10 protein-coding genes are annotated in these 15,183 nt (G+C 37.9%); 3 read left to right on the top strand and 7 right to left on the bottom strand.

The window, feature by feature from the left end; genetic code table 11:
- Positions 1–157: 157 nt before the first annotated feature.
- On the top strand, positions 158–2,110 hold the full coding sequence (locus tag QOX35_RS02625; protein ID WP_283685672.1) for a sialate O-acetylesterase: 1,953 nt from the start codon (positions 158–160) through the stop codon (positions 2,108–2,110).
- A 73-nt stretch (positions 2,111–2,183) separates the two neighbouring features.
- On the opposite strand, the gene xerD is transcribed toward QOX35_RS02625, so the two are convergent.
- Positions 2,184–3,083, bottom strand: coding sequence for a site-specific tyrosine recombinase XerD (gene xerD / locus QOX35_RS02620; RefSeq protein WP_283685671.1), 900 nt, complete (start codon positions 3,081–3,083; stop codon positions 2,184–2,186).
- A gap of 132 nt (positions 3,084–3,215) precedes the next feature.
- Here xerD and QOX35_RS02615 point away from each other — a divergent pair, with 132 nt between their 5' ends.
- Both QOX35_RS02615 and QOX35_RS02610 read left to right on the top strand, forming a co-directional pair.
- On the top strand, positions 3,216–3,518 hold the full coding sequence (locus tag QOX35_RS02615; RefSeq protein ID WP_135106667.1) for an FtsB family cell division protein: 303 nt from the start codon (positions 3,216–3,218) through the stop codon (positions 3,516–3,518).
- A gap of 16 nt (positions 3,519–3,534) precedes the next feature.
- Positions 3,535–3,891, top strand: a complete 357-nt coding sequence (locus tag QOX35_RS02610) for a hypothetical protein (RefSeq protein ID WP_135106665.1) — start codon at positions 3,535–3,537, stop codon at positions 3,889–3,891.
- Between the two features lie 107 nt (positions 3,892–3,998).
- Here the strand turns inward: QOX35_RS02610 and QOX35_RS02605 are convergent, their stop codons facing one another.
- From QOX35_RS02605 to QOX35_RS02580, 6 genes are all read right to left on the bottom strand, one after another.
- The gene (locus QOX35_RS02605; RefSeq protein WP_283685670.1) at positions 3,999–5,243 is read right to left on the bottom strand and encodes a glycoside hydrolase family 5 protein; all 1,245 of its coding nucleotides are present in this window, start codon (positions 5,241–5,243) and stop codon (positions 3,999–4,001) included.
- A gap of 90 nt (positions 5,244–5,333) precedes the next feature.
- Positions 5,334–7,724 (bottom strand): beta-glucosidase BglX, encoded by a 2,391-nt coding sequence (gene bglX, locus QOX35_RS02600; protein WP_283685669.1) that lies wholly within the window; start codon positions 7,722–7,724, stop codon positions 5,334–5,336.
- A gap of 5 nt (positions 7,725–7,729) precedes the next feature.
- On the bottom strand, positions 7,730–8,845 hold the full coding sequence (locus QOX35_RS02595; protein WP_283685667.1) for a family 16 glycosylhydrolase: 1,116 nt from the start codon (positions 8,843–8,845) through the stop codon (positions 7,730–7,732).
- Between the two features lie 141 nt (positions 8,846–8,986).
- Positions 8,987–9,832, bottom strand: coding sequence for a hypothetical protein (locus QOX35_RS02590; RefSeq protein WP_283685666.1), 846 nt, complete (start codon positions 9,830–9,832; stop codon positions 8,987–8,989).
- A gap of 29 nt (positions 9,833–9,861) precedes the next feature.
- The gene (locus QOX35_RS02585; RefSeq protein WP_283685665.1) at positions 9,862–11,607 is read right to left on the bottom strand and encodes a RagB/SusD family nutrient uptake outer membrane protein; all 1,746 of its coding nucleotides are present in this window, start codon (positions 11,605–11,607) and stop codon (positions 9,862–9,864) included.
- 9 nt (positions 11,608–11,616) lie between these two features.
- Positions 11,617–14,877, bottom strand: a complete 3,261-nt coding sequence (locus tag QOX35_RS02580) for a SusC/RagA family TonB-linked outer membrane protein (protein WP_283685664.1) — start codon at positions 14,875–14,877, stop codon at positions 11,617–11,619.
- Positions 14,878–15,183 lie beyond the last annotated feature (306 nt).

Below are 15,183 nucleotides of genomic sequence, written 5' to 3'. Positions count from 1 at the left end.
TAGTTGGGATCCGAATATTATAACAAAGATAAACTTTTTTTGTTTCACTGATAATGAATCCCTGTGAGCCTTAATTGGACACGAGAAAAATACTTGTTTCTCATTTGCTTTAAAAATAAATTTTTAATGTTTATTTTTACAGAAAAGATTTAATACCATGACAAAAAGAACATTACTCTTACCCTTTTTCTGCCTTTTGTGCTTTGCTTCAGCACTTCACGCAGAAGTAAAACTAGCTAACATCTTCTCCAACAACATGGTTCTTCAGCGTGACAAACCTATCAAAATATGGGGTTGGGCAGACAAGAATGAAGCTATTGAAGTACACTTTCTGAACCAAACAAAAAAAGTAAAGGCCGACAAAACAGGCGCTTGGGTTGCAACACTCAATCCTGTATCGTATGGCGGTCCTTACACAATGGAAATAAAAGGAAAAAAGAATAGTATTACATTGAATGATATCCTTATCGGTGAAGTATGGCTATGTTCGGGACAATCGAACATGGAAATGGCTGTACACGGATGGGGATCAGTATATAACTATGAGCAGGAAATAAAGGATGCCAATTATCCTCAGATACGTGCATTCAACGTAGTGAAAGATATCAGCATGAAACCCAAAGACAATTTAAGCGGAACATGGCAGGTATGTTCTCCACAAACCGTATCGGAGTTCTCTGCCGTTGCATACTTTTTTGCTCGCAAATTGAATAAAGAATTAAATATCCCTGTAGGCATTATCAACTCCTCATGGGGAGGGACAGATATAGAAACATGGACAAGCAGCGATGCATTTAACAGCCTTCCCGAGAAATTCAGAGAAAGATACAAAGATTTTAAGGTTGACAACTTTGATGAGTTTGCCAAAACCAATGAAGAACACAAAGCCAAATATCTGAATGCACTGAATAACGATCCGGGCATCAGTGAGAAATGGTACGAACCTTCATTCAACACCTCATCATGGAACAAGATGCAATTGCCACAGATGTGGGAAAATGTGATCGGCAATGTTGATGGTATTATATGGTTCAAATATAACATTTCGCTACCAAAAGAAAGTGAAGGAAAAGCTGCAACAATAGATTTAAGCGTGATAGACGATAATGACATTGTATGGATAAATGGTATAAAAATTGGAGAAACAGAAGGTTATGCAGTGAAGAGGAGCTACAAGATACCGGAAAATGTACTGAAAAGTGGAAACAATACCATTGTTGTAAAAATCACCGATAACGGCGGCGGCGGCGGTATATATGGAAAAGCTGAACAAATGTATCTGCAAGTGCAAGGGAAGCAATACCCTTTGGCCGGAGAATGGCAATACAAAGAAGCCGTAACCAACAAAATGTATAAGTTTATCGATATTTCTCCGAATATGTATTATTCGCTGCTATACAACGGCATGATAAACCCTATAACCGGATTGGCGATCAAAGGAGCTATTTGGTATCAGGGAGAAAATAATGCATCGCAAGCTTACAATTACCGTACCCTATTTCCCACAATGATAAACAACTGGCGTACAAAATGGGGCTACGAATTCCCATTCTACTGGGTACAGCTAGCTAGTTATACAGCAAAGGACGACAAGCCGGTGAATAGCGAATGGGCAGAATTGCGCGAAGCCCAGACAATGACACTCTCTCTTCCTCAAACAGGTGAAGCTGTGATTACAGATATAGGCGATGCAGACGATATTCACCCTCGCAACAAACAGGATGTTGGCCTTCGCCTTGCTCTTATCGCACTCAATAAAGATTATGGCAAGAAGGATATCGTATATTCAGGCCCTACCTTTAAGGAAATGAATATTGAAGGTAATAAAGCAGTCATTTCGTACAACAACACAGGCAAAGGGCTATGCGTAAAGAATAAGTACGGATACGTTGAAGGTTTTGCCATTGCAGGAGCAGATCAAAAATTTGAATGGGCAAAGGCTTATATCGACGGAGATAAAGTAGTGGTTTACTCAGAGAAAATAGCTAATCCTGCGGCTGTACGTTATTCTTGGGCGAATAATCCGGATGTGAATCTGTTTAATCAAGAGGGATTGCCTGCCGCACCTTTCAGAACCGATAATTGGAAAGGAATTACACAGCACGATTAAAAAACAGAAAAAATAGAATAGGCTGTCCTAAAAGTAGAAATTACGTTTAGGACAGCCTATTTTATATAAGTCACTATCGTCTATTACGTGGGTGATGCTCTATGATCTCCTGACGCAGATACTCTCTGTCCATATGCGTGTAAATCTCGGTAGTGGTGATCTTTTCGTGTCCGAGCATCAATTGAATGGCTCTGATATTTGCACCACCTTCAAGCAAATGTGTTGCAAACGAATGGCGGAATGTATGCGGACTGATCGTTTTCTTTATACCGGCCTGTATAGCGTATTCTTTAATGAAATGAAAGACCATAATACGGGATATCGCAGTGCCCCTGTTGCTTAGAAAGAGGGCATCCTCCGAACCTTTCTTTACATTTATTTCCTTACGGTATATCAAATATTTTTCTATTTCGTTGATCGCCGTATGCGATATAGGAACAAGACGCTGCCTACTCCCCTTGCCTTGCACCTTAATGAATCCTTCATCAAAAAACAGATCGGAGAATTTGAGTGTAGTAAGTTCAGATATACGCAAGCCACAACTATAAAGGGTTTCTAAGATTGCACGATTGCGTTGTCCTTCTTTTGTTGACAGATCGATTACCGACATTAATTTTTCTATTTCGTCGAGAGCAAGTACGGTTGGCAACTTCAATCCGATCTTCGGACTATCGAGTAATTCGGTCGGATCGTTTTGCATATAGCCATCCAATACTAAGAAATCATAAAAGGACTTTATTCCTGAGATTATCCTTGCTACAGAACGTGCATTTATCCCTATATCATACAATTGGGCTACAAACTGTTGCAGATTATCGAGCGTAACATCTTCTACTTTCAAATTCTCATTTTGCAGAAACCCCGATAGTTTAGCCAAATCAGTCATATATGCATCAATGGAGTTGGGCGATAATGATTTCTCCAACAATAGATAATTCTTGTATTTTCTGACTATATTATCTTCTTTTGCCATCCTGCTATATTGATAAGCCGATATCCATAAAGAATATCTTTTAACCTTATTTCATTTATTTATAACTACAAATATATATCTTTGTAGACGGAGTATAGTACATCCGGATTATCTTAATTGTTTTTAGTTTTTATGAAGATTTTCAAATCTATATTCAACTATCTTATTACCAGATATACAAAAGTACAATTACTTATTATGCTGGTAATCATATTTTTTGCATTCTTCATCAGCGACAGTAATATATTTGCTCGCTTTGGATACGATGCAAAAATAATGGAGTTGAATAGCCAGATAGATTATTACCGTGAAAAAACGGAACAAGATAAGGAAAAATTGAAGTTGCTGGAATCAGATAAAGACCAGATCGAAAAATTTGCACGCGAAAACTACCTGCTTAAAAAAGACGATGAAGATGTCTTTGTGGTAGAATAACATATCTAACTTTGTAATGAAGCAAAATCCTAAGCTTAAAAACATCCTGTTTCAAGTATCAGCTATACTAATTCTCTTAGCTGCAATTATTTATTATTTTCAGCCCGAAATAGCCAAATATATACTGATAGCCGGAGCTGTGGGGTATACAGCTATTACCTTCACAACGCCTTATCCGGGAAAGAGCATTCGCGGAAAGCGACTCTTCAATATAATGGTGTTTGCGGCACTGCTTATGTGTGTATCTGCCTATCTGATGTTTGTAAATATTACAGGATGGGTAGTCACCATACTTATTGCCGCTATACTTACTTTGTATAGTACCATTGCCATGTCGATGGAGTATAGAAAAGAACAAAAAGACGAGAAATAAAAATGAAAGGGATTACTAACACTACTATAACGTAATCCCTTTCCCAATCTCTATTTACAATAAATGCTTAATCACTAAGCGAGGAGATTATATTTTCAAATCCAACATCAGGGCTTCATACCCAATGCGGAAATGTATCCTGCGTTCTTGGTGCAATGTTTAAATTTCATATTTTCCAGTAAATCAGTCATCGCTTTTTTCACTACCTCTTGGTTGGGTCTTGCTGCTCGTATTTTTGCAAAATTACCTCTGTCTTGCTTGGTATACTCAACTATCAAATCCCAATTTTCGGGTTTAGGTATCGTTACCATACAGCTATTAGGAACCATTTTCTTATACGGCCAGTAATGCCATCCTATATTGTTGCGTTCCATCAGGCGAGTCCATCCGGCAATCCATTGATCTGTATTTTCGCCCGTTTCACCCATATATATCGGTAAATTTACGCTATCTCTAAACTGTACAAAATCCTGAATATTAGACTGCAATGTGTCGCACCAATAGCGATGGCAGGTATACATCAGTTTATCATCAAATTTAGAGTCTTTAAACACCTTGAAGTTTCCATTCCACTGTGCTCCGCCAAGCAACACAATATGATTCTTATCTACCATGCGGATAGTATCTACACATCTTTTGTATAGCGGCTCTAACGAATCATTCAGATGAGCATATTCTTCTAGAAAATAATGTGCTATGGGCTCATTCAGCAGATCATAACCCAGTATAATCGTGTCATTCGCATAATGCTCTGCTACTTTTTTCCATATATTACAAAACAATTCTTTGCTCGGCTCACTTTCCATCAGCCAAGGATACCCGTAGCTATCATCAATATTATCACCTGTTTGCCCCCCCGGAGCATCATGCATATCCAGTATAACATACAAACCTTCTTGACGGCACCACTCTACTACCTGATCTATCATTCCAAAACCGTCATGATCAGAAGCCTGTCCCATATAATCCTCATTCGTAAAGAGTTTATAATGAAACGGCATCCTCACTGAATTCATACCGGTTTGTTTGATATATTTTATATCTTCTTCGGTTATATAATTCTTTTTAAACTCATTCCAAAACCAATTTGTAAAATCAGGCCCTACCATTTCACAAAAAGCCTCATTGATCAGGCGATACGAGCTTGCATCCTGAAAGAAAAACATATATCCTTCGGGATTGAGCCAGTTACCCAAATTGATCCCTTGAATAAGAAATTTTTTACCATCGGGCTTTATCAAATTAGGTCCCTCTACACGGATGAAACGATCGGAAGATTGTTTCTCTTCCATCTTCGATTGACAGGATAGAAAGATTATAAGCAAGGGCAATAAGTAAAATAATTTTCTCATAGTTTTTATATTATAATTGCGTTTTGACATAAGAAGAGGCTGTCTTAAAATCAGTAACTATTCTTATATAAGACAGCCTCTTGTTGTACTTTATTCTGTCACAGAGAAAGTACCCTTTAGGGTAGCGTTGCTATGACCGCCTACCCAAACATTAAAATCACCTTTTTCAGCCTTCTTCACTAAATCTCGACCGTAGAATGCTAAATCATCTGTTGTAAGTTTAAATTCAATTGTCTTTGCTTCTCCTGCTTTCAGAGCTACTCGTTGAAAGCCTTTCAATTCTTTCACAGGGCGCACAACCGAGCCTACAATATCCTGTACATACAGTTGGGCAACTTCTGTTCCATCTACACTTCCTGTATTTTTAAGAGTTGCTTTTACTGTCAGTGTACCATTCATAGGAACAGTTGAAGCGGAGAGCGTTATATTTGAATATTCGAATGTCGTATAAGAAAGTCCATATCCGAAAGGAAATAGCGGATCTTTACCCGAATCTAAGTAAAAGGATGTATTACCAAGAGAGGTCTGCCCTGCTTCGAGTGCAATATCATCAAGTGTCATCACCTTCTCAGGAGCCGGACGCCCCGTATTATTATGGTTGTAATACATCGGTATCTGCCCCACCTCACGTACAAACGTAGCTGGAAGCTTTCCACTTGGATTGGCTTTTCCGAATAATAGATCGAGAATAGCAGGCCCCCCCATGGTTCCGGGATGGAAGTTAAATAACACCGCATCGGCATACGGAAGATCCCGCCCTATTGTTAGCGGACGACCTGCCATAATAACTAATACTACAGGTTTACCTGCACTTTTTACCGCCTTCAGCAAATCTGATTGTAATCCTATCAGATTGATATTGGACAAAGAGTGAGCTTCTCCTGAAAGGATGGCTTCTTCTCCCAAGAAAACTACAGCCACATCAGCCGCAGCAGCAGCTTGTTTTGCCTTATCAAAATTAGCAGTACTCTTATCACGGGAATATGCTAATCCTTCCTCGTATACGTAATTAACATCTTTATATTCTCCTTTGAGCGCAGCAACAGGAGTTACCGTGTAATTCTTATCACCATCAAAAACCCATGTTCCCATCTGATCGTGTGGCGCATCTGCCATCGGTCCTATAATAGCCACCTTTTTGCCTCGTGACAATGGTAATATATTATTATCATTCTTCAACAAAATAGCAGACTCTATAGCAGCCTGCCTTGCAGCTTTTAGATGTGCATCAGCATATAAGACAGATTCCTTTTTGGTATCTACATAAGGATTTTCGAATAGCCCCATCCGGAATTTGATACGGAGTATATTACGCACCGCATTATCTATCGTTTCTACCGAAACTTTTCCTTCTTTTACCAATTGCGGCAGATACTGAACATATGAACCACTAACCATTTCCATATCCAAACCCGCATTGGCTGATATTTCAGCTACCTGCTTGCCATCCTTAGCAAATCCGTGAGCGATCATCTCCGTCATGGAGGCCCAATCGGAAACCACAAACCCATCAAACTTCCATTCGTCACGCAAAATCTTTTTCAGTATATAGCTATTCCCCGAAGCAGGAATACCATCATTATCGTTGAATGAAGTCATAAGTGTTGCAGCACCTGCCTTAATTGCCTGTTGGAATGGAGACAGATATACATTATGCAACAAAATCGGAGGTATATTTGTACTGTTATAGTCACGTCCGCCTTCGGCTGCGCCATATCCCACAAAATGTTTTACACATGCAGCTACAGAATTAGGACCATTGAGATTTCCATTTCCCTGAAACCCCTTTACCATAGCAGCACCAAGCACACCTGCCAGATATGGGTCTTCACCCAAACTTTCGGCTATACGCCCCCAACGTGCATCACGAGATATATCAAGCATCGGAGCAAATGTCCATGTCACTCCTGTAGAACGAGCTTCTACGGCAGCAATACGTGCCCCCTCTTCCACTATTTGCGGACTGAAAGAAGCTGCCTGCCCCAATGGAATTGGAAATATTGTTTTAAATCCGTGAATTACATCACGTCCTATAATCAGAGGAATACCCAATCGGCTGTTTTCCATCGCTTCTTTCTGAAGCTTGTTAACCATTTCCGGATCGGTAACATTCAGCAAGGAACCTATTCCACCCGCCTTAACCGGCTGAATGATGCTATTATCTAACATCTGTGCCGCAGCTTGGCGGATTAGAGCAACCTTTTCAGCCTTGGTCATTTGCGAAGGCTTTTTCTGCCCCTGACCACCGGCAATGCCCATCCTTTCGAGGAAGGTATTCATATCATCTTCGCTATATTGAGCGATAGCCTTATCTTCTACAGCGAAGAAGCTAACCTGATTCATTTGCCCTATTTTTTCTTCAAGGGTCATTTTTGAAATAAGGTTTTCAATACGCTTCTCTACATCGTCTTGAGCCAAACATGTTGAATACAAACCAAACAATACGGATATACCTAACAATCCTAATTTTTTAATTATCATATATTTTATTCTTTTTGATATACTCTTACATAATCAATCTCATAAGTAGCCGGCAAAGCAGATTCGTCAACACCCTGAGCTCCTCCCCAGTTGCCTCCCCATGCAAGGTTTAGCTTGAGGTAAAACGGAGCATTAAACGGCCAGGTATCTTTGTTTCCTTTTTTATCATTTTCAAAAGTAAAAACAACTTTACCATCTATATATGTCGTTATTTTATCTGCCGTCCATTCAAGGGCATATACGTGAAACTCAGTCTCAAGATCCGCAACCGCTTTTTCTGCCTCTTTTTGGGTATTTATACTATGGTTATAAGATTTAGTATGAATCGCAGAGTGTGTCACATCTTTTTGATAACCTACATATTCCATAATATCAATTTCGCCATCATCGGGCCAAGCCGTGAAATTTTTTGGCATCATCCAGAAAGCAGGCCAAGTGCCTTTTCCTCCGGGAAGCTTCAGCCGTGCTTCAAAATAGCCATACTGCCAGCTTTTATTTGTATTCACACGAGCAGATAATATCTCTTTTCCAATCTTTTTAGCGATTATTTTCAGTGAACCATCGTATATCATGGCACATGTATCTGTTCCTCTATGGCCTGCAATATAAGTTTGCAACTCATTGTTTACCCAACCCGGAGCAGCCGTTTCATAGAACCATTCGGTTGAATTGGGTAATACTGCTTTTCCTTCATTTGTTCTTGGGTCATTAAATTCATCTTGCCAAACAAGGGTGTATCCCGAAGGAACATAGTTGACCTCTTTTCCTGCCTCTTGCTTGATGATGTATTCTTTTTTGTCAGTACCTCTACTAAAGGTTAAGGTAGCTGTACGTTCTGATGTTGTGTTATTGGTCCTTACATTTACTTTTATAGTTGTAGTTTCATCGGCATAGCCTATCGTAGGTGTGATTGTACACCACGATTGGTTCGACGAAATTGTATAGTACCTGTTTGATTTTATTATTATTTCTTTCTCTCCAACATCACTTGTAAAAGTTAATTGAGTCGGCTCAAATGTTATATCAAACACAGTAACCGGTGTGGGATCTTTCTCTGAATCTCCACAAGCAAAAAGAAATATGGGTATTATTGCTAGTAGTGTAATATAATATCTTATCATTATTATTCGCTTTTTCTAAAAAAATAGGAAGATCTCAGAGTTAGAATATATAAAGAATAAGAAGCCTGCTTTCAAGCTATACCCGAAAACAGGCTTCTATCAACTTATTCTCATTCCACTCTTATCTTAAAAGTCTGAGACTTATTTGTTCTCTTGTGGTTTAAAGACCCATATCCAACCGAACTCATCTTTACCTGGTACATTTTTATAAACTACAGGCACATACAAGATCAATTCATTATCTGTAAGTTTAATAATTTGATATTCTCTGTGAGATCCGGCATCCGGGTCATTTGATCCTAATAAATTAGCATCTCCTGAGATAGAGAATTTTTTAAAGTCTTTACTGAAAGAGAATTCTCCTTTTTTAGGGTTTTTATCATCTTTAGAAGAATATGTTCTAAAATTCAATGCAGCATTCTCAACATCGAATGCCATATAAGCATCCTCTCCAAAAGCAGGACAGCAACGACCTTTATCCCACCACATAGAACCTGACGACTCGGGGGCTGTCATAGCATACCATACACTTGCATCTCTGTTAAACACCCAGTTTTTCCCCTCCATATTTTTTCCCACTAAAGCATAAAAATAATCATGAAGCTTTGTATCAAGCTGCGTTATTTTAACCTTTATTGTTTTCTTGACATACTCTACTTGACCAACGTTACTGCCATCAGATAAATAAGGAGTAGTCACATAAAAAGTTAATGGCACTTCACCTCTAAATGGATATACAATATCATCAACCTGATCTGTAAACACCTTCTTCTCAAGAACATAATCCCAATACCCGGTAACTCCTTTCGTTGCCATTTTTATAGATACTTTGTTGCCTCCAGGAGTAGATTGAGTTGCCTCCAAAACAATATTGTCCGCAGAGAAACTATTCTTTAACTCATCTCTATCTTCAATTGGAGAGCAAGCATATATGAAAATCAACAAAAAAAGTATAGAAGTTGATTTAATTATTTTTGAAATATTCATATTCATCTCTTTTTAAATTGTATTAAAAATCACCATCCTGGATTTTGTGTATAAACCCCGTTAGATAAACGGATTTCAGACTCAGGTAAAGCAACCAGACCTTTAGTTTCAGGACGGTACGACACCTTATATTTTCCTGTACTTCCTGAATTATTTACGTCAATTTGTATACCGAAATAATTCTTATTTTCATTATTTACATCTCCCCAACGAACAAGGTCAAACCAGCGAAGTCCTTCGAATGCAAATTCATATTTACGCTCATTTTTAAGAGCATCTAGAGAATAAGCAACAGGAGGTAAACTCACGCGAGCACGCACCTTGTTTATACCATCAGCTGTTTCAGTAAGTTCAGAGTGCATTAAATAAATGTCTGAAAATCTAAGGTAATAAAAGTCCTGAGCCGCCCATAACTGCATAGGATCACCATTAACCATTTTATAGAGATAGAAGAACAGTCCTTTGACTCCATCTTTTCCATTATGTTGAAGTGTCGTATATTTTCTGTTTACAAGACCTGTTTCCTGATCACCCTTACTGCTCTGCCAATTAGAAGTTCCTTCATCTGCACTTTTCTTTGTCAAATCAATAACAGAAGCTTCTTTTCGCAAATCATCTTTTGTCCATGAATCATAGAAGGCGGTATGTACAGTTCCCCATCCCCATCCTTCTCCGAATGGTACCATAGAATTTCCACGAATACCGAAGAATAAAGGATAGCGATTATTATATTTTTGACCAATAGACCAATTTGCCAAACCAAAACGTAAAGCAAACATTACCTCTTTGTTTCCTGTTCCTATTGTTGATTTTGGGCCATCTTGTCCAACCCATTTCAGCCCAAGTTTATCAGCCCAAGGCAATGGAGGTTTTGCCGGATCATAATTTGCATCAAAATTCTTTGCATTTTCATTTACGTAAGCATACGGCCACAAGTTTCTATAATTTGGAGTTAGTTCATAACCACTATTATCTCTTACATCTTCAAGTTCTTTTACCACTTGAGCTTTTGTCAAACTTCCTTCAGTAAGAGGGATCTCTGTAGTAGCAGTACCTTCAAGATTGGTCATATAACCTGTATAGAAGAGATAGGTTCGAGCTAGATAGGCTTTGGCTACCCAAAGGTTAGCGTGCCCATACTCATCTAACTGAAGATCAGTTCCTTTGATGCGAGGCAAATGCTCGATAGCTTTAAGGAAATTTTCAGCAATAAAAGAAAATGTTTCGGTAAAAGATGCTCGCGGTACTTTACGATCAGCATTTGCAGCAGGAATTATAGGCATACCTCCAAAAAAGCGAGCAGCTCTATACATTAAAAATCCTCTCATAAAGTAAGCTTCTCCTAAAGTATTATTTAGGAATTCATCTGTTTGTTCTTTTGTCTCGAAGTAGGAAGAAAAATCTTTAGTCTGAACAGCTTCAATAATAGCATTCGCTCTATAAACACCATTATATGTTTCAATCCATAAAGAACGATAAGTATCCTCTGCCGGGTCTAAAAATTGATCTACATTTTTTGCACCTACATCATCAGGACCACCACCGCCTAACATACAATCGTCCATTAAGCCGGCAGAACAAAACTCTTCACTAAAAATTCCATCCACATAAAGTGCACTATAAACACCATTCATCGCTTCATCAATATCCTTGGGCGAACTATAAAAACTATCCAAATCTTTTTCATAAAGATTTTTTGTGTCGAGCTCATTTTCGCAACCACTAATCAGAAAAGGTAATAAAGCGTATATGATTGTATATACTATTTTTTTCATATTCAATAATTATAAAGTTATACTAACACCAAACATTACTGTACGAGGAAGCGGGTAAAGACCTAAATCTACACCTCCGGCCCAGCCATAATCATAATATATACCGTTACTTTTTGCATCATTACCGGCCCAACCCCTTTCAGGATCCATCCCGTCATAATTAGTAAATGTATATAAGTTGTTAATAGAGATATAAGCTGAAGCTCTTTTTATAAAATTAGATTTCTTTAACAACTTGTCAAAATTATATCCGATAGTCAAATTACTTACTCTCAAATAATCTGCATCATGCATATATATATCTGATATTAAAGTATAATTTGCATTTGTAGTATACGTCAAACGTGGAAGTCTGTTGGATGTTCCTTCTCCATGCCAACGGTCAAAAATTTGAGTTGTATAGTTTTGCCATGGACTATCAGCAAACGAGCGATAAGATTGCATAACCTGCATACCAAATTTTCCAACCAGGGTTGAGTTTACATAAAAACCTTTATATTCGGCATTTAATTGTATACCCATTTCAAAATCAGGTTGGTACTTACCTATCATCACTTTATCATCTTCATTTATTACCCCATCTCCATTTTGATCAACAAAACGTACATCTCCGGGTTTGCGAGCTATACCATCTTCAATTCCTATTTTTATAGGATTCCCATTTTTATCTACATACGCATCCACTTCTTGTTGATTTTGTAAGATACCGTCAGTTTTATAACCATAATAATATCCCATAGGATACCCAACCTCTATGCGTGAAATATAAGAAGTTCCTTGTGATAATACATCAGTAGGACCCGTCATTATACCTTCTGCATTAGCTATACGAATAATCTTATTCTTGTTATGAGCACCACTTAGCGTAACTCCATATTTAAAATCATTGTAAGAGTCATTCCAGTTTAATGCAATCTCATATCCCGAGTTACGCACATCTCCCCCATTTACAAAAGGAGCACCAGCTCCATATGTACCTAAAATTGGAGGTTTAACGAGCCAATCCTTAGTAGTCTTAACATAGTAATCAAATGTCAACCCTAGTCGAGAGGCCAAAAATCTAGCGTCAAGTCCAACATTGACCTGTTCTGAAGTTTCCCATTTTACATCAGGATTAGGAACATTAGCAGGAAGAGCACCAGCAGATGGAACCTCTTTGTTGGAACCAAAATAATATCCTTGATTCACATACCTGATATTCGAAGAATAAACAAAATTTGGTATACTTTCATTTCCATTTTGCCCCCAGCTAGCTCTTAACTTACCATAATTAAGCCACGTAGATGTTGGTTGCATGAAACTTTCTTCAGTAAAATTCCATCCGGCAGAAATCGATGGAAAATATCCCCAACGGTTACCTTTTGCAAAGTTAGAAGACCCATCGGCACGGAATGTGAAATCTACCATATATCGTTCTTTGAAATTATAATTCAAACGACCAATGTAAGAGAGTAATCCCCCTCCTTGAGCTGCCCAATCAGCTCCTGTTGTAGATATTTGTGACACAGACAAAGGGTTTTCTGCATTATTTAAATATGCATGATCAAATGAGCCCGGATATTTTGAATCAGACTTATGTCCGCTAAGTTCAGAGTTGGTCATTTGATTTTCCCATTCTGTTCCCAATAATCCACTAATTTTGTGATCATTTATTTTTCTTTCATAGGACACGGTATTTGTCCATGTTGTTGTAGCCCCCATATTCATTGATTGGTCAATTCCGTCTGTGGTATTCTCTTGGAACTTACCTAATTTATAAATAGGTGCATATGATCTACTTTTACCGAACCATGAGTTAACACCATAAGAAGATCTCAACTTTAATCCTTCTATTGGCTCAAATAAAGCATAAACATTTCCCACTATTGTATTACCGCTTCCCGAATTGTATTGGTGGCGGAAATACATTCTTGCCAAAGGATTTATAAGGTTAGAAGAAACTCCCTCAAGAGCAGGTCCATAGCCCCATGTTTTCGGCAATATATTCTCATTATCTCTCCAGTATGCAGGTATCAATGGAGTAGAAACTAATGCATCGTGCAAATCATTCCAGTAGATATTACCATTAGCTACAGCTCTGTTTATAGTATTTGTATAAGTTACATTTTCTCCTATCGTTAACATAGGCTTGCTACCTCTTTTCAATACTGTAAACTCAGTATTCATCCTACCTGTAATACGTCTGTAACCTGCATCTGTTACATTTCCGCCAATAATACTTTTTTGATCAAAATATGAAAATCCAAGAGCATACACTACATCTGTACCTGAGCCGGTGATATTGATCGTATGACTCTGAACAGGCGCATCTTTTTGGGATATTTCGTCCACCCAATCAGTACCCTTCCATCCTGACTGTAATTTATCCCAAATATATTGGCCATATTGCTGACCTACTTTTCCCACAAAAGATTCATCCAAATAAAGATTGTCATTAATTATTTTATTTTTCCAATCGAAAAGAGGAAGACCTTCGTTAGAACGAGCCTCATCAATAATATACATATATTCCTGAGCATTCAAAGTTGGCAACTTTTTATATATATTTTGAACTCCGAAATATCCATCATAATTTATTGTAGGAGATGCACCCTTCTCTCCTTTTTTTGTAGTGACTAGGATCACACCATTAGCAGCTCGCGAACCGTAAATAGCAGTAGAGGCCCCATCCTTCAAAACATCAATAGATTGTATATCTGCAGGGTTCAAATAATCTATACCTCCAACAGCAATACCATCCACGATGTAGAGAGGATCAGATTTACCAATGGTACCCATCCCACGAATAGTAACTTTTGTACCCGATCCTGGTGCCCCACTATTACGTGTAATGCTAACACCTGGTGCAACACCCTGAAGAGCCTCCATCGCTGTAGTAGGTTTGACTTCAGCTATTTTATCTCCTTTTATGTTTGTATTTGCTCCCGTTAAAAGAGCTTTCTTCTGTACACCATATCCAACAACAACAACTTCATCAAGTTCTTTTGCGGATTCGATCAGAACAACATTTATTTGTTTCTGATTTCCTACTTTTATTTCCTGACGGATATACCCTACATAGGAAAATACAAGCACATCGTTGCTATTGTCAACTTTGATTGAATATTTTCCGTCAATATCGGTCAATGACCCAACCGCTTTACCCTTAAGGGCAACAGTGGCTCCGATGATCGGTTCTCCTGTATTGTCAGAAACTACTCCTGTAATCTCTTGTGAAAACAATTGAATGTAACAGGATAATGTTAATAATAATAACAAAATTTTTCTCATGCTTAATTAATTTTGCTGAATTCAATTTGCTGATTAATGCTACTAAATTCTGTTTTGTTTATAAATTCTTTGACTGAAGTGAGATGATTCGTATTTTTCTAGAGTCTTGTATATAGACTTATGCTATCGGTAAATAAGTTCTCTAGTAAAATGAGGTAAATTGTATTTATCTTATGATATAATGAAATAAGTTTGTTTGTTTTTCTCACTCTTATGCAATCGGTTAATGTTTTTCATACTAGATTTTCGTTAGCCATGTCTATAAGGTTTTTTGTTTAGTTACAATGAGTTAAATATATAAGAATC

The sequence above is a fragment of the Dysgonomonas sp. Marseille-Q5470 genome (assembly GCF_951230145.1).
GTDB lineage: Bacteria > Bacteroidota > Bacteroidia > Bacteroidales > Dysgonomonadaceae > Dysgonomonas.
This window is presented reverse-complemented; position numbering and strand designations above follow the sequence as displayed.

Excerpts from the sequence above, each read along its gene's own strand:
- QOX35_RS02625 (WP_283685672.1), top strand. The coding sequence starts at position 158 with ATGACAAAAAGAACATTACTCTTACCCTTTTTCTGCCTTTTGTGCTTT.
- xerD (WP_283685671.1), bottom strand. The coding sequence starts at position 3,083 with ATGGCAAAAGAAGATAATATAGTCAGAAAATACAAGAATTATCTATTG.
- QOX35_RS02615 (WP_135106667.1), top strand. The coding sequence starts at position 3,216 with ATGAAGATTTTCAAATCTATATTCAACTATCTTATTACCAGATATACA.
- QOX35_RS02610 (WP_135106665.1), top strand. The coding sequence starts at position 3,535 with ATGAAGCAAAATCCTAAGCTTAAAAACATCCTGTTTCAAGTATCAGCT.
- QOX35_RS02605 (WP_283685670.1), bottom strand. The coding sequence starts at position 5,243 with ATGAGAAAATTATTTTACTTATTGCCCTTGCTTATAATCTTTCTATCC.
- bglX (WP_283685669.1), bottom strand. The coding sequence starts at position 7,724 with ATGATAATTAAAAAATTAGGATTGTTAGGTATATCCGTATTGTTTGGT.
- QOX35_RS02595 (WP_283685667.1), bottom strand. The coding sequence starts at position 8,845 with ATGATAAGATATTATATTACACTACTAGCAATAATACCCATATTTCTT.
- QOX35_RS02590 (WP_283685666.1), bottom strand. The coding sequence starts at position 9,832 with ATGAATATTTCAAAAATAATTAAATCAACTTCTATACTTTTTTTGTTG.
- QOX35_RS02585 (WP_283685665.1), bottom strand. The coding sequence starts at position 11,607 with ATGAAAAAAATAGTATATACAATCATATACGCTTTATTACCTTTTCTG.
- QOX35_RS02580 (WP_283685664.1), bottom strand. The coding sequence starts at position 14,877 with ATGAGAAAAATTTTGTTATTATTATTAACATTATCCTGTTACATTCAA.